Consider the following 18,460-nt stretch of genomic DNA (forward strand, 5'->3'; position numbering starts at 1 on the left):
CCAGAGAAAACAAGGGCTTAGCCGCCCCCACCGCACGAAAAACTGACGCCATAAAACCGACCGCCACGCAAACCTGCGGGCCAGTGCGGTTGCCCGCCCTCAGGCCGGCACACTTTGCAGCAGCTCGAGCAGTTCGTATTCCATGTAATCAGCCAGACCCAACCAATCCTGCCGCTCCTGGCAGTCGAGCATTTGCGTGAGTATCTGCGCCCACAACGTCTGGACATCTGCAGGCGCGCCCTGAAGCAAATGCTGTGCACCTTCAAACACGTCGACCATGATCAACGCCGCCTCGACGTCACGTCCCAATCGAAACAGTCGCGCACACTGGCGGCATTCGCCGATGCACTTTTCCATCGCCGTCATTGCACGAACTCCTGATTGAACTGGGTCCCGACAATCAGCGCACCCGCCCGGCTGCTGTTGAAGAACTGCACGTGCGGATGCGCGGCGATATAACGCTCCAGCACACACAAATAACCACGGAAGTTCAGTTGAGTGCTGACCTTCTGGCCATTGCCATCGCGCACCCAGTGCCGCGCCTGACTCACCCCCGCCCCCAATTCGCCGTCATCCCAGCCAGCATGGGTCTTGTTCATCGGGAAGGCGAAGTCAGCGCCAAACAGAGTGATGCGCGTCGCGCCCATTTTCACCGCCAGATCCACGGCCGGGTGAATCACACTGCCACCGACATGCAACAGCCCACGGGGATACTGCTCGCGCAATTGCGCGTACACCGGACTTGCCGAATAGCCACCATAGCGCTTGCCTTTCCAGGCGCGTAAAACCTCGGGATCACTCATGGGCAAGTACACCAGCGGGATGCCATCGGACTGCTCGAACGGCAGATGCCGAAAGCCGATGCGTTGATCGATGGTCACCACCAGGTCCGGCACGATCCCGCGTTCACGCAGCGGTCGGTAAGCGGTGTCGACGCAGATCAGTAGCGCACGATCCGCGTGCTGCTGGAGAGCTGCCAGTCGCTCAAAGTGGCTTTCGAGCGTCGGCCCGGTGCCGATCACGTAGATCTGCCGATCGGTGCAAGTGCCGAACAATTGCGCCACATCGTCATCGCCGAGCAATACCGGCAGGCATTCCTGCAAGCGCTGTTGAATGAACGGCGACTGCGCATCGAATTCACGATTGTTGAAGCTCAAATGCACTTCATTGACCAGCCGATCACGGATCTTCGCGTTGAAGTCATCGGCCAGCAGCATCTCGGCAGGCAAGGCAAAAAACGGTGTGCGGATATCGGACAGATCGCCGGCGTAGAACAACTGCACACGCGGATCTTCCAGCCACTGGCGCTGATCGAGCAGTTGCACCACCAGCGCGAACAGCGCGCCGTTGAGAATGTGCACGTACAGACGCTCAAGACCGTCACGCTGCAGCAGGACAGTGGGCAAATCGCCAAGGCCGGTGCCATAGACATGCAAGTGCGCTTTGTCCGCCAGGCTGGCGGCCTGGACCTGGGCCTCATGCAGTCGGTCATGGCGACTGGTGAGCTGAATGCCACCAACACTCAGCGTCGAACCCAGGCCCTGTACCAACCCGGCTTCTATCGCCGCACTGTCTTCAGCCATCAATCGCTCGAACAGCGCCGGCCAGCGTCGCTGAAGGACCTCGGCATTGGCCTGGAAAAACTCGCTCATGACGGCTTTCGCTCCGTTTCAGGCAAAAAAAATAGCGTTCAAGGTTAACCTTGAACGCTATTTTTGTATCCGCCGTTTTTACTCAGGCTCAAGGGCGATAGATAATCGCCGAGCCCCACGACAGACCGACACCGAAACCACTGAGTGCAATGCGCTGCCAGTCGGAATCGATCACGTGTTTTTCCAGCAGCAGCGGAATGCTCGACGAAACGGTATTGCCGGTCTCGACCATGTCCTTGATGAACTTCTCAGGCTCGCCTTCGAAGCGTCGCGCTACGGCGTCGACAATCGCCGCACTGCCCTGGTGAATGCAGAAGGCATCGATATCGTCGGCCATCAAACCCGAATCGTCGAGCAGTTCATGCAAATGCGCCGGGACTTTGAGCAGCGCGAAGTTGAACACCTGACGACCGTTCATGAAGAACACGCCATCGGTCACTTTCAGGTGTGGCGCGCCGGAACCGTCGGTGCCGAATTTGGCTTTACCCAATGCCCAGGTCGGATCTTCGCCCATCCAGGTCGCAGTGGCGGCATCGCCAAACAACATGGTGGTGTTGCGATCTTCCGGATCGACGATCTTCGAATAAGGGTCAGCGGTGATCAGCAGACCATTCTTCAAACCTGCGGCTTCCATGAAGCCCTTGATCGCGTAGATGCCGTAGACGTAACCGGAACAACCCAGAGAAATATCGAACGCGGCGACATTGGTCGGCAAGCCGAGTTTGTCCTGCACAATGGCGGCAGTGTGCGGCAGGCCTTCTTCGTCACCGTTCTGAGTGACGACGATCAGTGCGTCGATCGATTCACGTTTCAGCTCTGGGTTGCTGGCAAACAGCGCATTGGCTGCTTCCACGCACAGATCGGAGGTTTCTTGTTCAGCGTCTTTGCGCGGCAGGAACGCCGAGCCGATCTTGCCAAGGATGAACTCTTCATCCTTCTCGAATTTTGCACCTTGTGCGTAATTGTCCACGCCGGCTACAGGAACGTAGCTCGCAATGCCTTTTATGCCAATCATTACGGCTTCCCAATAAAAAACAGCCCAAGACCACCGCTCGCAAGGATTTGAGGGGCGCCGACAAACAGAAAACGGCCGCCACAACGGGCAGCCACGGGGAGCGCAAAGGGCTATCACTGGAACCAAAAGCGGGCCAGGCGCCATCTCCCCGATCAATACAATACAGTGAAGATGCGCGTTATGACTCGCAGGTCACGCGATTTTGCCGAATCGCTTGCAGATCGGCTTATTCGACCAACGACCAATCCAGCGGCGTGCCGCGCTTGATCGGGCCGCGAGCGTGACGCCCCAGGACTGCATCGGTGTGCTTGGGCGGCAGACCTTTGCCTGGGCGAATGGCGCGCAGATTGTCCCGCGTAAAGAGGTCACCCGCGGCCATGTCGGCGGTAATGTACAGCGAACGGCGATACACCACCGACTTGAGTTCAGCTTCGGTAGAGCCATATTGAACCTGACCCAACGCTTGCCACGCACGTTCGGTTTCCAGCACCAGACTGGCCATTTCTGAAGGCTCCAGCGAGAAACCCGCGTCCACGCCGCCCGCCGAACGGTCGAGGGTGAAATGTTTTTCCACCACCGTCGCGCCCAACGCCACCGCAGCCACCGACACGCCGACGCCCATCGAGTGGTCAGACAGCCCCACCTCGCAACCGAACAGCTCACGCAGATGCGGGATCGTGCGCACGTTGCTATTACGCGGCGTCGCGGGATAAGTACTGGTGCACTTGAGCAACACCAGATCCTTACACCCGGCCTCGCGGGCCGCACGCACGGTTTCATCGAGTTCGGCGATGCTGGCCATGCCGGTGGAAATGATCAGCGGCTTGCCGGTGGCGGCGACACGGCGGATCAACGGCAGATCGGTGTTTTCGAAACTGGCGATCTTGTAAGCCGGCACGTCGAGGCTTTCGAGAAAGTCGACCGCCGTGTCATCGAACGGCGTCGAGAACGCGAGCATCCCCAGCTCTTTGGCGCGAGCGAAAATCGGCGCATGCCATTCCCATGGTGTATGGGCCTTCTCGTACAAGTCATACAAAGAAGTCCCCGCCCACAGACTGCCCGGGTCCTTGATGAAAAACTCGCCCTCGGCCAGATCCAGGGTCATGGTCTCGGCCGTATAGGTTTGCAGCTTCAAGGCATGGGCGCCGGCCTTGGCGGCGGCCTCGACGATTTGCAAGGCCACGTCCAGCGACTGGTTATGGTTGCCGCTCATCTCGGCAATGATGAAGGGCGGCGCGTCGGCACCGATCAGACGGTCGCCAATCTTGAAACTGCTCATGAACGGTGTTCCTTCAAAACCTTGATGAACGCGCAGGCATTCCGGGTGAAGCCGGCGTCGCAAAAAACATTCAATGAAGCGTGATTGCCCGGCAGCACCTGCGCCGTGATGGCGTTCAATTGCGGCCAGTGTGCGGCGGCGAACGACTCGCCACGCGCCAGTAGCGCCCTGCCCCAGCCAAGGCCGAATCGCCCTTCAAACAGATACAGCGAGACTTCGGCTTCAAAGCCGCGCAACTCGTAGCGCAACACACCGACCGGGCCGTCATCAGCCTCGGCGATCAATACCAGGCGCTGTGGATGGTGCAAACGGGTGTTCAGCCCATCACGCAACAGCGGCGTATCGTCCTGCGTCGCCGCACGCACCTTGAGTACCGCACCGGCCAAAGCCGCCGCGACTCGCCATGCGCCGCGACCGTCGACCAGTTGCCGCGAACGCTCCGCCAGGCTCCGACGCAAATACTGATTGCCGGCAACAAAGCCAATTGCATCACGCAACTGCTCGACACTGATCTGCTCGCGCGCGCCCATGAATACATGCGCGCCCGCTGCCGCCATCACCTCGCCATTGACCTGCTGGTTGTTCGACACCGCGATGCAGATCGTCGGCAAACCCAACGCTGCCCGCTCCCAACTGGTGCCGCCGCCGGCGCCGATAAACAGATCGGCCTCGGTCATGCGCTGCTGGAAATCGCTGACAAAACTGTACAGGTGCCAGTTCGGCCGTGTCTCGGCCAGTGCCTGCATCTGCGCCCACGCCGGGTTGTCGGCACCGGCGACGAAGTCCACTTCAAGTTCAGTAAAATCGGCCAACGCCAACATCGCGTGATGGGTCTGCATCGCCGCGTCGAAACCGCCAAAGTTCACCAGCACTCGCCGGGCCTGGGGTTTGATTTCGATCGCCGGGCAATTGAACTCCTCACGCAACATGGCATAGCGCGGGCCGAGCAAAGTACGGCAGCCTTCAGGCAACAACGGCGTGTAGTTTTCGCTGAGTCCGGACAGATTCTGATTGAGCAGCAAATCAACGCTGTAACGCCGTGTCGCCAGATCGTCGACGGCTGCGATGCGCGGCGCCCAACGGCGTGCGGCGGTCTGCCAGTGATGATCGAGGCCGTAATGGTCGGCGATGATCCAGTCGAATTCGGCGTGATCTTCCAGCAGCACGTCCAGCGCATCGATGTCGGCCTGCCACGGCAGCATCGACTCGATGGCCTGCTGCGGGTCTTCATCGGGGTAGAGATCGGGCAGCGCGAAGGTTTCGAAACCCTCTGCGCGCAATGCATCGAGTCGATGCCCCGGCAACTGCCGACAGGCAAACGCGACATGACTGCCCTGCTTGCGCAGCACCCGCGCCAGCGTCAGGCAGCGGGCGATATGGCCGCTGCCGATGGTGGGCGAGGCGTCGGCGCGAATCAGGATTCTCATTGCAACTCTCCGCCGGCCTTGAGCGCGGCGTAAAGGTATTCGGCACGTTTCCAGTCTTCAGGCGTATCGATGTCCTGCACCAGATGCCGGGGTAAAATCACCGGTAGACTGGCCGACGAGTAGACCTCCTCGCCGCGCAACCACGCATCACGCCGCCCCCAGTAAAACTGGCCGGCATCCTGAAACGCTTCGGGCAGATCCTGCGAGCGGGTGTTACGAAACTCCGGGTACAACGCCGTGAGCGCGCCCTGTCCGTCCAGCGTCAATGCACGCTGCACCGGAAAGCCGAAATTGCACACGGAGAAGGTGAAGGACTGGTCTGGATGCTGCTCCAGCAACTCGAATCCCTCGCGCAGATAGCGCGCCTGCAAAAGCGGCGCGGTGGCGTACACGCAGCAGGCGTAATCGAAGCTCGGCAGTCGCTGCAAGGCATGCACGATCACGGCGGCGGTGCCGGTAAAATCATCGGCCAGCTCCGCCGGGCGCAGGAACGGCACCTGCGCGCCATGAGCTTGCGCAACGTCGGCAATCTCTGCGTCATCGGTGCTGACCACGACCTGATCGAACAGGCCTGAATCCAACGCAGTGCGGATCGAACGGACAATCATCGGCACGCCGTCAAACAGCGCAAGATTCTTGCGCGGGATGCGTTTGCTGCCCCCACGGGCCGGGATGATTGCAACGTTGCTCATCGTGTCCTATTCCTCAACAAGCAGTCTTCGCAACTGCTCGACCACATGATCCTGTTGCTCATCGCTCAGCAGCGGAAACATCGGCAGGCTGATCGCTTCGCTGTAATAGCGTTCGGCTTCAGGGAAGTCACCCTCGGCGAAACCGAGCGCTTGATAGTAGGGCTGTAAATGCACGGGAATATAGTGCAGATTCACGCCAATGCCGGCCGCACGCAAGCCTTCGAACACCTGCCGGTGACTGAGATTGATGCGATCGGTCTGTAAACGAATCACGTATAAATGCCACGCCGACTCCGCGTCGGGTTGGGCGCTCGGCAGCGTCACCGGCAAGTACGCCAGCAGTCGGTCGTAACGCGCCGCCAATTCGCGGCGGCGCGCAATGAAATCGTCCAGTTTGCCAAGCTGCGACAAGCCTAATGCGGCTTGCAGATCGGTGATCCGGTAATTGAAGCCCAGCTCGATCTGCTGGTAATACCAGGGGCCATGGCTGGCTTCGGTCATCTGTTGCGGATCGCGAGTCATGCCGTGGCTGCGCAAGCGTTGCAGGCGTTCCGCCAGCGCTGGGCGGTTGGTCAGCACCATGCCACCCTCGGCGCTGGTGATGATCTTCACCGGGTGGAAACTGAAGACGGTCATCGCCGCAAATTCACCGCAACCGACCGGACGTCCGGCATAGCTGGCGCCCACGGCGTGCGAGGCATCTTCGATCACCGTGAAGTTGTAGCGCTCGGCCAGTTCGCCGATCTTGCGCATATCGCAGCTCTGCCCGGAAAAAGCCACCGCCACCAGTACCTTTGGCAAGGTACTGTCCTGCTCGGCCTGATCCAGCTTCGCTGCCAACGCAAATGAATCGAGGTTCCACGTCAGCGGATCAATGTCGACGAAATCGACATCTGCGCCACAGTAACGCCCGCAATTGGCCGAGGCCAGAAACGTGTTCGGCGTCGTCCACAAGCGATCCCCGGGGCCAAGCCCAGCGGTCAGACAGGCAATGTGCAGCGCTGCTGTGGCGTTGCACACCGCTACGGCGAAATCCGCCTGGCAGCGCTCGGCCATGGCCTGCTCGAAGCGCTCGATGGTCGGCCCCTGGGTCAGCCAGTCGGACTGCAACACGTCGACAACGGCATCGATGTCCGACTGATCAAGGCTCTGCCGACCGTAGGGAATCATGTCGAGAGCTTCGCGTGCAGCTCGGCGATCTGCCCGACCGAGAGATAGTGCGCATTGGTGTCGGAGCGATATTCAAAGTCCTCACTCACCGGCCGCCCCTGCTCGCCCAGTTTGTCGACAGCGAAATCGACATCAATGCTGGTGAAGCGAATCGACGGCTGGATGGTGTAGTGATCCTCGAATTCAAGGGTCATCCGCGCATCGTCCAGCGGCACCATCAACTCATGAAGTTTTTCCCCCGGACGGATGCCGACGTTCTTGTGCGGCAGATGCTCAGCCATGCCCCGGGCCAGATCGACGATGCGAATCGACGGAATCTTCGGCACGAACACCTCGCCACCGTGCATGCGCGCAAAGCTGTCGAGTACGAACTGCACGCCGTGATCCAGCGTGATCCAGAACCGCGTCATGCGCTCGTCGGTGATCGGCAACTCCGTAGCGCCATCAGCAATCAGCTTGCTGAAAAACGGCACCACCGAGCCACGTGAGCCGGCGACGTTGCCGTAGCGCACCACGGCAAAACGGGTTTGCTGTTCACCGGCAATGTTGTTGGCAGCGACGAACAATTTGTCCGACAGCAACTTGGTTGCGCCGTACAGATTGATCGGGCTGGCAGCCTTGTCGGTAGACAGCGCGACGACTTTCTTCACGCCGTTATCGATGGCCGCCGCGATGATATTTTCTGCGCCATTGACGTTGGTGCGGATGCATTCGGTCGGGTTGTACTCCGCCGCCGGCACCTGTTTCAAGGCCGCAGCATGCACCACGTAGTCGATGCCGCGCATGGCCTGACGCAAACGGTCAGCGTCACGCACGTCACCGATGAAGTAACGCATGCACGGCGCGTTGAACGTCTGCTGCATTTCGTACTGCTTAAGCTCATCGCGCGAGAACACCACCACCCGTTTGGGCTGGTATTGCTCCAGCAGGCGGCGGATGAAATTGCGCCCGAACGAGCCGGTGCCGCCGGAGATGAAAATCGATTGACCGTTGAACATGTGCTGATTCCTGTCCGGCGGACTTAAGCGAGCAACTGCGACCAATGGAGCGGAGTATTTTCAGCCAGGGTGTAGCTTTTGCCGGTGAGAGCCAGGTTGGCGTTGTAAGCCGGATCCTGGGCGAAAGCGCCGCTCCACTTCTCACGCAATGCCGCCAGCGCCTCAGGGGCTTGCGGCTGCACGCCGTCATGCAGCACCTGCACCAATGGCGTCCATACCGTGAGGTAACCGGCCTGACCGGCCTTGAGGCACAGATCGACATCGCTGAAGCCGTTGGCGAAGGTCACTTCGTCCAGACCGCCAACGGCGTTGAACAGTTCTTTACGCACCATCAGGCAAACTTTCGACACGGCCGAATAATTCTGCTCGACCGCCAGGCGCTGCATGTAACCCTTGTGGTTGTGTTTTTCGCCGACAAAGGCTGAGCCGACGCCACCGTTCAAGCCGAGAATCAGACCGGCGTGGGTAATCTTGCCGTCGCGTCCCACCAGTTTGGCACCAACGATACCGACTTCCGGACGTTGGGCATGGTTGAGCAGCGAGTCGACCCAGTTCGGGTTGACGACTTCACTGTCAGCGGCCAGCAATACCAGATAGTCACCCTGAGCCTGCTCGCTGGCGGCGTTGTACAGCGCGACTTCGCCAAGCGGCTGATCGGCACGCAGCACATTCACCTTTGGATGGCGCAACGTGCCCAGCCAATCGTTGACTGCCGCCGACTGATTCGGGTTGGCAGCCAGCAACACTTCAAAACGGCTATAGCGGGTTCTGAGCAGCACGCCGTCCAGGCAGCGGCGCAACACCTGCAGATCGTCGATCACAGGCAGGATGATCGAAACCATTGGCTGTTCGGTGTGGCGGTAATCGACCTGCCAGGTACCCGGAAGATTCGAGGTGACCTTGGCCTTGTAACCGCGATTGCCCAAATGACGCAGCAACGCCTGACGCTCGTGGTCGTTCTCTTCCAGCTCCGTTGCCTGGGTGATCAGCAGCGGCTCATCGAGATGCGCCAGACCGTCGAGGCCACCCTGTTCGATGATGCGCAGCAGCAGATCGAACTCGAGCGCCTTGCTGAAATCGGCCTGATAACCACCGACCTCCAGCAGAACATCGCGACGCACCAGCCAATGGCGTGCCATCAACGACGGAACGCTTTGCAACAGATCCAGATTGAAACCGGGACGGAACACATCAACCAGCGCGCCACCGTCCTTGCGCTGAATTTCATCGCTGGCCACTGCGCGCACGCCTTCGGACGAAAGCAATTCAAGGCTGGCGCGCAGCAGACCACTGGCGGTGAACTCATCACCCGCCCGAGCCAGCAGCAACCAATCGCACGGGGATTGCGCGGCGCTCTGGTTGAGCTTGTCGACATAGTTGCCCGGGGTGACGCGGACAAAGTGCAGGGTGTTTTGCGCAGTGGTCGCCGCCGGCGCTTCGCCGGTGGTGAACACGACAATCTTGAATGACTTGCATTGCCCTTCGAGCAGGCTGTCGAGCGAGACCTGCAACTTGTCGATGTCGTTGTCCAGATCCAGCAGGAACACACCGAACTGCGGGCCGCCGCCATTGGCCGCCAGGCGCTCGGCAATCGCTTTGCCCTGTTGTTCGGCAGGCGCGCGGGTCGCCAGCCACTTGAGCAGGCGACCGGACTGCATGTTGTCGAACATCGCTTGCTGATCATCGACGGTCAGTGCTTCAAGGCGGGCCAACCATTCGTTCATGGCTTGCGCCGCTTCGTCGTCGCCCAAGCCCAAGGTGTCCAGTTGCGCCGCGAGACGCTTGACCAGGGTCTGGTTGAACGCATTGAGGTCATGGGCCTGCCACAAACGGTCGACCACACTTTCCGGCGTATCGTTGTTGCGCGCCTGCAACAGATGCGCCTGACGGGTCCAGATACCTTCCAGCCCTTCCAGTTGAAGGCGTCCGGCCGGCATGGTGTGCAGCATGAACTCGAACTGCTCCAGGCGGTCGAAGAACGCCTGATTGTAGAACGGCATTTCGACGTACTGCAGCGGGCCGAAACGACGATCCGGGACCTTCGTCTCCTGATTCCAGGAAGACTCGAAAATCAGCTCCGCGGTCAGCGCGCGCCGGGATTTCAGGCTGTCGGCCATCGCTTCAAAACTTTCCAGGGCAAACGCCTTGGCCTGTTTTGCATCCAGCCCTTCGATGGCGGTCGGCAACGAAACGAGGAATTCGGCAAACGCTTCGCGCTCGGCGCGCGATTTGCCGTCGACATAGGTCAGCGAGTGATACACATCGGTGTTGTGCTCGGAGACGCCATAGTTGATCTCGCGCACCACGTAAGGCATCGGCAGAATGCGTGCCTTGGCGCTGGCCAGCAGGAAGTAGACGTGGCCGATTTCCTGCCATTGAAAGTTGGTGCCCGGCGGCAAGGCCGAATGCCAGGTTTTCATCAAGTCGGTACGGGTCACCGCATAAAACGGCGGGATGTACTGGCTCATGTAGTCAATGACCCGATCCTGCGCCCGCTCGGCGCAATAGTCTTCCTGGACCTTCTTGTCGCGGCGGAAGTAGCTCACGCTATTGGCCTGCGTCAGGTACATCAGGCAATAACCGTGGCACATGCCGTAATCCTGGTTGGCTTGCAGGAAGCCGACGGACTCGACGAGCGAGTCGTGCAGGATGAAATCGTCATCGGCCGCCAGCACCATGTACGGCGTGGTCAGTTGCTCCACGCCGTAGGCCAGTTTGGCTTGCATGCCCCAGTAAGCGAACTGCGGCACATGGTGGTAATCGACCGCAGAAAAATCGCCTTCAGGTCGCTCGGGTGTGGAATCCAGAACCATGATTGTGCAGGGCAAGCTGCTGTAGTACTTCACGGCCCGACGCAAAAACGCCGGCCGATTGTGCGTAATCAGTACCACGGTCAACAGCTCATTGAGCGGCAGCGCTGGTTCAGAACTGTACTTGCCTTGCATAACTTCTCTCCACAACCGGCGACTCGCCGAAATAACGCTTTGGTGATGTTGCGTATTAACGAACGCGACGCAGATAGCCGTCCGGCGCCACGGTGATCAGCAGCTTGTTTTGCAGCTGCTGGTCGATCTCGAAATCCTTGTTCTCTTCCAGGTACTTCCACACTGCGGTTTTCGGGTTATCGCCCGGGCCCCACGGGCGATCCGGGAAGAAGTCGGCCGGCATGTCTTCAACCACGGTGTCCATGACCACGCAGTAGCTGTCGACTGACACCAGCGGTGCGTACAGACGCAGCTCTTCGAGGACGTGATCGTGGGTATGGTTGGAGTCGAGCACCAGGATGACTTTCTTGCCCTTGGCTAAGGCTTGCACCTGAGCAGCAATGCCCGCATCGATGCTCGAACCTTCGATCATCTTGATGCGCTTGGCCATCGGGTGGCTTTCGATCGCTTCACGGTTGTGCGGGCGAATATCGAGGTCGATACCCAGCACTTCGCCGTGGCCTTGCAGCTCCAGCAACGAGGCGTAGTAGATGATCGAACCGCCGTGGGCGATGCCGCACTCGATGACCAGATCGGGCTTGACCTGCCAGATGATCTCCTGCATCGCCATCATGTCTTGCGGCAGCTGAATGATCGGACGGCCCATCCACGAGAAGTGGTAGCTGTACTTGTGTTTGGCCGATTCGTTGAAGAAATCACGGGCCAGGCCGGTGAGTTTCTGATCGTCACCCTGCTGGGCGATCTGCTCGCGGCATTCGGCTTCAAAGGCTTGGTTGATGCTGTTGTCGGTCATGTTCAAAGTCTCAATGGTCACTGGAACGAAGCGCTATCGACGGCGTGATAGACGTAGCGTCCACCGGTCATCCGCTTGATTTCTTCGAGGTAATTGGAGTTCATCACAAACAGGTTGGCGCCTTCGGGCAACGCATCCATGGCCTCTTGCGGCGAGGACACCCGGGCACCGCTCAACGGCAGATAACGCCCTTGCTTGGCCGGGTTGATATCCACCACGCGATCCACCGCCACGCCGGCGCGTTGCAGGAACAGCGAATAGATAACGCCTTTGGAGGACGCGCCCCAGATGGCCGAACCTTGCTCGGGCGCGGCCTGAATGATCTGCACCGCGCGGTCGAGGCTGGCGGTGAAACCTTCAGGCAGCGTCAGGCGTGGCACCGGTTGCTCCGGCGTCAGGCGCAACGTCGCAAGGTCGGCGACGATGTACAGGTATTGGCCACCGAACAGATGGCCAGCCTCGTGCACCGTGCCGAACATGCGGCGCAGGTCATCGAGGCGGAAATAATTGACGTGCTCGTAGAACAGGTCGAACCAGGCCTTGTGCTCAAGGATCCAGTCCAGGCACGGCACTTCGATGTAGATCTGCCCGCCCTGATTGGCTTCGGCAATCACCGAGAGGAAGCTCACCGGGTCCTCGATGTGCTCCAGCACGTGGCGCAGCACGATGGCGTCCGCCGCCAGGCCAAGCCCGCGAGTGAACGGTGCCTTGATCACGTCGGCATTCTCGCCCTCGTAAGCCGGATCAATGCCGGTAATCGAGTAGCCGAGGCCTTTGAGCAACTCCAGGAAATAGCCCTTGCCGCAGCCGACTTCGATCAGCTCCTGGCCTTTGAAGTGCTTGGCGATGATCCCTTCAACGTCGCTCAGGTGTTTCTGGAACTGGCCGGAATGCGCCTGCTCGTTCTGATAGTCGGCGTCGTAGCTGAGCTTGTCGGCGTCGAACGCGGCGTTGAAGATCAAACCGCTACGCTCGTCCTGCACCAGCAACATGTCGGCGCTGGCCGAGGCTTGCGCCGATTCGGCATCGGCAAAAGTGCGGTTTTGCAGGACCGGCAGGTCGGTGACCCGATACAACTCGTGCCTCATTGCGGCTCTCCCAATAACTGTTGCAAACGCTCGGTCACCGCCCAGAACGCCAGCGGTTCGTGGGTCGGGTATGGGTAGTGGCCGAGGTTCAATTCGATGAACTTGCCGCGTTCACGCAGGCGTTGTTCGACCAGCGCGCGCACCGATACCGGTTGGCCGCTGGCGCAATTGATCACGCCGTCAAAGTCGCGTTGATGCAGGATCGTCGCGAGGTAATCGGCTGCGGTGTTGATCGGCAAAAAGTCGCGCAACTGCTCACCCGCCGACATGTTGAACACCGCGTCACCGGCATCGATCGCCCGGTCCAGCGCCGCCAACAGGCTGTTGGGGTTCTGCCCTTCGCCATGCAGATAGAACAACCGCGCCCACTGCAACGTGAACGGATGCTCCTGCTGCAAGTTTTGCAAAAACAGCTGCAAGGTGTGTTTGGCCAGGCCGTATGGATTACTCGGCTGTGGTTTAGTCTGTTCACTGAGCGGGCCGCTTTGCATGCCGTACTCGAAGCAGGTGCCGGTCACCAGAACTTGCTTCACGCCCGCCTCGACCGCGCCTTTGATAAAGCGATAGTCGGCCATCAGGTTGTGTTCGAAATGGAACAGCGCCCGATAGTTCGGCAAGCCCGGCCAAGCCAGATGCGCCAGCGCATCGACACCCTCAGTCAACGCGACAGCATCCAGATCGTGCGCGTGAATATCCGCTGCGATGAACTCGACGTCGTTGATCCACGGCATGCCTTGCGCGGTTTCTGCGTTACGCGCCACCGCACGAACGGCGCAGCCGCGTGCCAGCAATGCGCCGACCAGATGCCGACCGACGAAGCCCGTAGCGCCGGTTACGAGGACTTTCACAGCACGTTCAACTCAGGCACGGCGATCACGAAGCGGCCGTCCCACTGACGCACTTGCGCCAGTTGCTGACTGACTTCGTGCAGCAGGTTCCACGGCAGCACCAGCACATAGTCCGGTTTCTCGATATCGATCTGCGCCGGCGCGACAATCGGGATGCGGCTGCCCGGCAGAAACTTGCCTTGCTTGTGCGGGTTGGCATCAGCCACCCACGCCAGCAAGTCGGGTTTGACCCCGGCGAAGTTGAGCAAGGTGTTGCCCTTCGCGGCGGCGCCGTAGCCGACCACGCGTTTGCCGTCAGCCTTGGCCTGCAACAGGAAGCGCAGCAGATCGTGCTTGATGCGTTCGGCGGCAGGCGCGAGGGTCGCGTAGTACTCGGCGGTTTTAACCCCGGCATCGAGTTCGGCCTGCAACTGTTGCTGCACCGAAGATTGAACTGCGCGCCGCTCACCGTCCTTGCGCTGGACGAACACGCGCAGCGATCCGCCGTGAGTGCTCAACTGGCTGACGTCGAAGACTTCCAGACCGTTGCGCTCGCACAGGGTCTGCACGGCAGTCAGCGACAGATAGGAATAGTGCTCGTGATACAGCGTGTCGAACTGCGCGCCGGCCATCAGCGTCAGCAGTTGCGGAAATTCGAACGTGGCCACACCGGCAGGCTTGAGCAGTGCTGCGAAACCACCCAGGAAATCGTTGATGTCTGGCACATGCGCGAGCACATTGTTGGCGGCCATCAGGTCAGCGCCCCAGCCTTCGCTTTTCAGCTGCGCAGCGGTGTCGCGACCGAAGAACAGTTCACGAATTTCCAGACCTTTTTCCCGCGCCGCTTGCGCGGTGCTGCGGGTCGGCTCGACGCCCAGGCACGGAATGCCGCGACCGGCGACGTACTGCAGCAGGTAACCGTCGTTGGCGGCAACTTCGACCACGCGGCTGTCAGCCGTCAGGCCAAAACGCTCGACCATCTCGGCGACATAGCGCTCGGCATGCGCCAGCCAGGTGCTGGAAAACGAACTGAAGTAGGCGTATTCAGCGTCGAACAAGCTGTCGGCGCGAGTGTAATCCTCGGTCTGCACCAACCAGCATTGCTGGCACACGGCGACTTTCAGCGGCACCCATTGTTCGGCCTGCTCCAGTCGATCGGCGTGCACGTAGGCATTGGACGGTGGCGAGGTGCCGAGGTCGATCAGCGGCAAGCTCAGCGGTGCGGCGCACCCACGGCAGTTCATAGACGCACTCCAGCAAAGTGTTGATCAAGCGCGGAATGGCTGGAATCGCGCGCTGACAAATTATTGACAGGCAACGGCCAGGCAATCGCCAGCCGTGGATCGTTCACCGACAGACCGCCCTCGTGCTCTGGCGCGTAATCGGCGCTGTGCAGGTAAAGCAATTCGGCGTCTTCGGTCAGCGTCTGGAAACCGTGGGCGAACCCGGCCGGGATCAACAGACTGCGACCGTCGCCGGCCTTGAGATGCTCGGCGTGCCATTGCAAGAAGGTCGCGGAGTCCGGACGCAGATCGACCGCCACGTCCCACACCTCACCGCGCAGGCAGGTGATCAGTTTGGCTTCCGGCGCATTCGCGTTTTGATAATGCAGACCGCGCACGCTGCCCTTCTCGCGGGTGCAGGAATGGTTGATCTGACGGATATGAAATTCGCTGCCGAACGCACTCAGACTGCCTTCACAGAACAGCCGGGCGAAGTGCCCGCGCTGATCTTCGAAACGCTTGTGCTGGACGCTGAACAGTCCGGCCAGCGGCAATGCTTTCAGGGAAAACTCGCTCACAGCGCGCCTCGGTACAGGTTCAATTGGCCGAGGGTCACACGGCGCATGTCATCGCCGTTCTGCCACGCCAGATGCCAGTCGAGGGTCTGGGTCAGGCACTGCTGCAAGGTCCAGCGCGGCTGCCAGCCGAGTACCTGACGGGCGCGGCTACTGTCGAGGCGCAACAGACCCGCCTCGTGCAGTTCGCTTTTTTCGATGCGCAAACCGCGCGCCTGTGGCCAGCGACTGGCGAGCAGCTCGACCACTTCGCCGACGCTGCACATGTCGGCCTCGCCCGGCCCGAAGTTCCACGCACCGGCGTATTGCGGGCCTTGTTCGTAGAGGCCGGCAGCCAGTTGCAGATAACCGGCCAGCGGCTCCAGCGCGTGCTGCCACGGGCGCACGGCTTGCGGGTAACGCAGGGTTACCGGCTCATCCGCAGTCCAGGCTTTCAGCACGTCGGGAATCAAGCGCTCAGGCGCAAAATCACCGCCGCCCAAAACGTTGCCGGCACGCGCCGTGGCCAGGGCCAGGCCGTGTTCAGCGTACTTGTCCGCCGGGAAAAACGACGCGGCGTAAGACTGCGCCAACAGTTCACAGCAAGCCTTGCTGCTGCTGTACGGATCGTGACCACCGAGGGCTTCGTCTTCACGGTACGGCCACAGCCATTCCTTGTTGGCGTAGACCTTGTCGGTGGTCACCAGCACGCAGGCGCGCACGCAACCGACCTGACGAATCGCTTCAAGCAGATTCAGCGTGCCCATCACGTTGCTGGAATACGTACCGAGCGGATCGCGATAGCCTTCACGCACCAGCGGCTGGGCCGCCAGATGCAGGACGATTTCCGGCTCGGTGTCGGCGATGATTTCCAGCAAGGCGCCGAGATCACGCAGATCGCCACGCTGATCATTGATGCCTTCATGGACTCGCGCCAGTTCGAACAGGCTCGGTTCGGTCGACGGATCGAGGGAAAAACCGCTGACTTGCGCGCCGAGGCTTTGCAGCCACAGGGTCAGCCAACTGCCCTTGAAACCCGTATGACCGGTGACCAGCACACGCTTGCCACGCCAGAAATCCGCACTCAGGCCCATTGCTTCCATGGGGCCTCCCCGCTCATCCACAGCGCTTCGAGATGGTTCTTGTCACGCAGGGTGTCCATCGGGTGCCAGAAGCCTTCGTGCTCGAAAGCTTTCAGTTGTTCGTCCTGCGCCAGACGCGCCAGCGGCTCGGCTTCCCAAGTGGTGGCGTCATCGGTGATATACGTCAGCACTTTGGGCGAGAGCACAAAGAAACCGCCGTTGATCCAGCCACCGTCGCCACGTGGTTTTTCGGTGAAACCAAGCACCTGATCGCCTTGGCGCTCAAGGGCCCCGTAACGACCCGGCGGTTGCACGGCGGTGACGGTCGCGAGGCGGCCGTGAGCTTTGTGGTAATCCACCAGTTGAGCGATGTTTATGTCAGAAACGCCGTCGCCATAAGTGAAGCAAAACGCTTCTTCGTCCTGGAGGTAACGGGCAGCGCGCAGAAGACGGCCACCGGTCATGGTTTCCTCGCCGGTGTCGATGAGCGTGACGCTCCAAGGCTCGCTGTAGTTCTGATGCACGTCCATGCGGTTTTCGCGCATGTTGAAGGTGACGTCAGAGGTATGCAGGAAGTAGTTGGCGAAGAAGTCCTTGATCGCGTACCCCTTGTAGCCCAGGCAAATCACGAAGTCGTGAATTCCGTGAGCGGAATACTGCTTCATGATGTGCCAGAGAATTGGCTTGCCGCCGATCTCGATCATTGGCTTGGGCTTGAGGTGCGACTCTTCACTGATGCGCGTGCCGAGGCCACCCGCCAAAATAACTGCCTTCATCGTCTCCCCTCTCGTTCGTCACCGGGCTGCGTGCAGCTTGCTTGAGCTGTGCAGGCCTTCTGGCTAAACCTTTTGCCGCAGCGGGCGCCGGCGGGATGACCGCGAGCGCTCGTTTTATGGCGATTTGCGGTGGACTTGCAGGAAACGCGCCAGCTCCATAACCCCTGCCCCCACCACTCAACAGGATGAGCGTTAGTTTAGTTGCAGCTCTCCCACAGTTGGATCGCGACAGCCTGACAGAACCTGATCGACTGTCAGGCCGCCATCGCCAGCAGGCTGGCTCCTACCGTTCAGAGCTGTGTAAGACCCAAGCGGCGAAGCCGCCCCACCCAACACAATGAGCGTTAGCTCGAGTACCGCTCTTGATCTTCACCACTCAACACAATGAGCGTTAGCTCGAATACCGCTCTTGATCTTCACCACTCAACACAATGAGCGTTAGCTCGAGTACCGCTCTTGATCTTCACCACTCAACACAATGAGCGTTAGCTCGAGTACCGCTTTTGATCTTCACCAACCAACACAATGAGCGCCAGCTCGAGTACCGCTCTTGATCTTCACCACTCAACACAATGAGCGTTAGCTCGAGTGCAGCTTTTGACCTTGAAAGGCCCGTCGGCAGGCTGAGTGGAGGGATTGATCCGGGGGTGGGAGCGCAGCGACCGCTTGGCGAAGCCAAGCACATCGAGAGGAGGTGCAGCGAAGCAAACCGGAGGCGATGCGCCCGGATCAATCCCGGAGCGAAGGAACCCCGAGCCTCAGCGAGGGGCCGAACGTCAGGGTAAAGACCTTTGCTTCCTTTGGGGCGTTTGGAGAGTGTCAGATTTTTTGTGTGCGGGCTGGTAATGGCCTGCCGTTAGGCAGGCCTTCATTTCACCAGTTTGACCTGATGAATCGATCTCCGTACAAAATCGCAAACTGATTCATAGCGTTTTTCCA

At 60.1% G+C, this 18,460-nt stretch carries 16 protein-coding genes; all 16 read right to left on the bottom strand.

Annotation, left to right across the window (positions count from 1 at the left end):
- Window positions 1-99: 99 nt before the first annotated feature.
- Entirely contained in the window at window positions 100-366 is a 267-nt protein-coding gene (locus CKW18_RS24495; RefSeq protein ID WP_095191149.1) for a hypothetical protein, read from the bottom strand.
- Window positions 363-1,652 (bottom strand): motility associated factor glycosyltransferase family protein, encoded by a 1,290-nt coding sequence (locus CKW18_RS24500; RefSeq protein WP_095191150.1) that lies wholly within the window; start codon window positions 1,650-1,652, stop codon window positions 363-365. Before CKW18_RS24500 ends, CKW18_RS24495 begins: the two co-directional genes overlap by 4 nt.
- Before the next feature lie 88 nt (window positions 1,653-1,740).
- A complete protein-coding gene (locus CKW18_RS24505; RefSeq protein WP_095191151.1) occupies window positions 1,741-2,667 on the bottom strand; it encodes a ketoacyl-ACP synthase III in 927 nt (308 codons plus the stop codon).
- Window positions 2,668-2,893: 226 nt separating this feature from the next.
- Window positions 2,894-3,946, bottom strand: a complete 1,053-nt coding sequence (gene pseI, locus CKW18_RS24510; RefSeq protein ID WP_095191152.1) for a pseudaminic acid synthase — start codon at window positions 3,944-3,946, stop codon at window positions 2,894-2,896.
- Window positions 3,943-5,373 (bottom strand): UDP-2,4-diacetamido-2,4,6-trideoxy-beta-L-altropyranose hydrolase, encoded by a 1,431-nt coding sequence (gene pseG, locus CKW18_RS24515; RefSeq protein WP_095191153.1) that lies wholly within the window; start codon window positions 5,371-5,373, stop codon window positions 3,943-3,945. The genes pseI and pseG overlap by 4 nt, the downstream gene beginning before the upstream one ends.
- Entirely contained in the window at window positions 5,370-6,065 is a 696-nt protein-coding gene (pseF, locus tag CKW18_RS24520) for a pseudaminic acid cytidylyltransferase (RefSeq protein ID WP_095191154.1), read from the bottom strand. The genes pseG and pseF overlap by 4 nt, the downstream gene beginning before the upstream one ends.
- Before the next feature lie 6 nt (window positions 6,066-6,071).
- The gene (pseC, locus tag CKW18_RS24525; protein ID WP_095191155.1) at window positions 6,072-7,235 is read right to left on the bottom strand and encodes a UDP-4-amino-4,6-dideoxy-N-acetyl-beta-L-altrosamine transaminase; all 1,164 of its coding nucleotides are present in this window, start codon (window positions 7,233-7,235) and stop codon (window positions 6,072-6,074) included.
- Entirely contained in the window at window positions 7,232-8,233 is a 1,002-nt protein-coding gene (gene pseB / locus CKW18_RS24530) for a UDP-N-acetylglucosamine 4,6-dehydratase (inverting) (RefSeq protein WP_095191156.1), read from the bottom strand. The genes pseC and pseB overlap by 4 nt, the downstream gene beginning before the upstream one ends.
- 23 nt (window positions 8,234-8,256) lie before the next feature.
- Window positions 8,257-11,178, bottom strand: a complete 2,922-nt coding sequence (locus tag CKW18_RS24535; RefSeq protein ID WP_095191157.1) for a TIGR00180 family glycosyltransferase — start codon at window positions 11,176-11,178, stop codon at window positions 8,257-8,259.
- 55 nt (window positions 11,179-11,233) lie between these two features.
- On the bottom strand, window positions 11,234-11,971 hold the full coding sequence (locus tag CKW18_RS24540; RefSeq protein ID WP_095191158.1) for a cephalosporin hydroxylase family protein: 738 nt from the start codon (window positions 11,969-11,971) through the stop codon (window positions 11,234-11,236).
- A 17-nt stretch (window positions 11,972-11,988) separates the two neighbouring features.
- Window positions 11,989-13,059 (bottom strand): class I SAM-dependent methyltransferase, encoded by a 1,071-nt coding sequence (locus CKW18_RS24545; RefSeq protein WP_095191159.1) that lies wholly within the window; start codon window positions 13,057-13,059, stop codon window positions 11,989-11,991.
- Complete coding sequence (locus CKW18_RS24550; RefSeq protein WP_095191160.1) at window positions 13,056-13,907, bottom strand: NAD(P)-dependent oxidoreductase; 852 nt, start codon at window positions 13,905-13,907, stop codon at window positions 13,056-13,058. The genes CKW18_RS24545 and CKW18_RS24550 overlap by 4 nt, the downstream gene beginning before the upstream one ends.
- Window positions 13,904-15,130: a class I SAM-dependent methyltransferase gene (locus CKW18_RS24555; protein ID WP_095191161.1), complete on the bottom strand. Its 1,227-nt coding sequence runs from the start codon at window positions 15,128-15,130 to the stop codon at window positions 13,904-13,906. The genes CKW18_RS24550 and CKW18_RS24555 overlap by 4 nt, the downstream gene beginning before the upstream one ends.
- Complete coding sequence (locus tag CKW18_RS24560) at window positions 15,127-15,687, bottom strand: dTDP-4-dehydrorhamnose 3,5-epimerase family protein (protein WP_095191162.1); 561 nt, start codon at window positions 15,685-15,687, stop codon at window positions 15,127-15,129. Before CKW18_RS24560 ends, CKW18_RS24555 begins: the two co-directional genes overlap by 4 nt.
- Window positions 15,684-16,766, bottom strand: coding sequence for a CDP-glucose 4,6-dehydratase (rfbG, locus tag CKW18_RS24565; RefSeq protein ID WP_095191163.1), 1,083 nt, complete (start codon window positions 16,764-16,766; stop codon window positions 15,684-15,686). Before rfbG ends, CKW18_RS24560 begins: the two co-directional genes overlap by 4 nt.
- Window positions 16,748-17,521, bottom strand: a complete 774-nt coding sequence (rfbF, locus tag CKW18_RS24570) for a glucose-1-phosphate cytidylyltransferase (protein ID WP_095191164.1) — start codon at window positions 17,519-17,521, stop codon at window positions 16,748-16,750. The genes rfbG and rfbF overlap by 19 nt, the downstream gene beginning before the upstream one ends.
- Window positions 17,522-18,460 lie beyond the last annotated feature (939 nt).

It is taken from the genome of Pseudomonas sp. Irchel 3E19 (assembly GCF_900187585.1).
GTDB lineage: Bacteria > Pseudomonadota > Gammaproteobacteria > Pseudomonadales > Pseudomonadaceae > Aquipseudomonas > Aquipseudomonas baetica.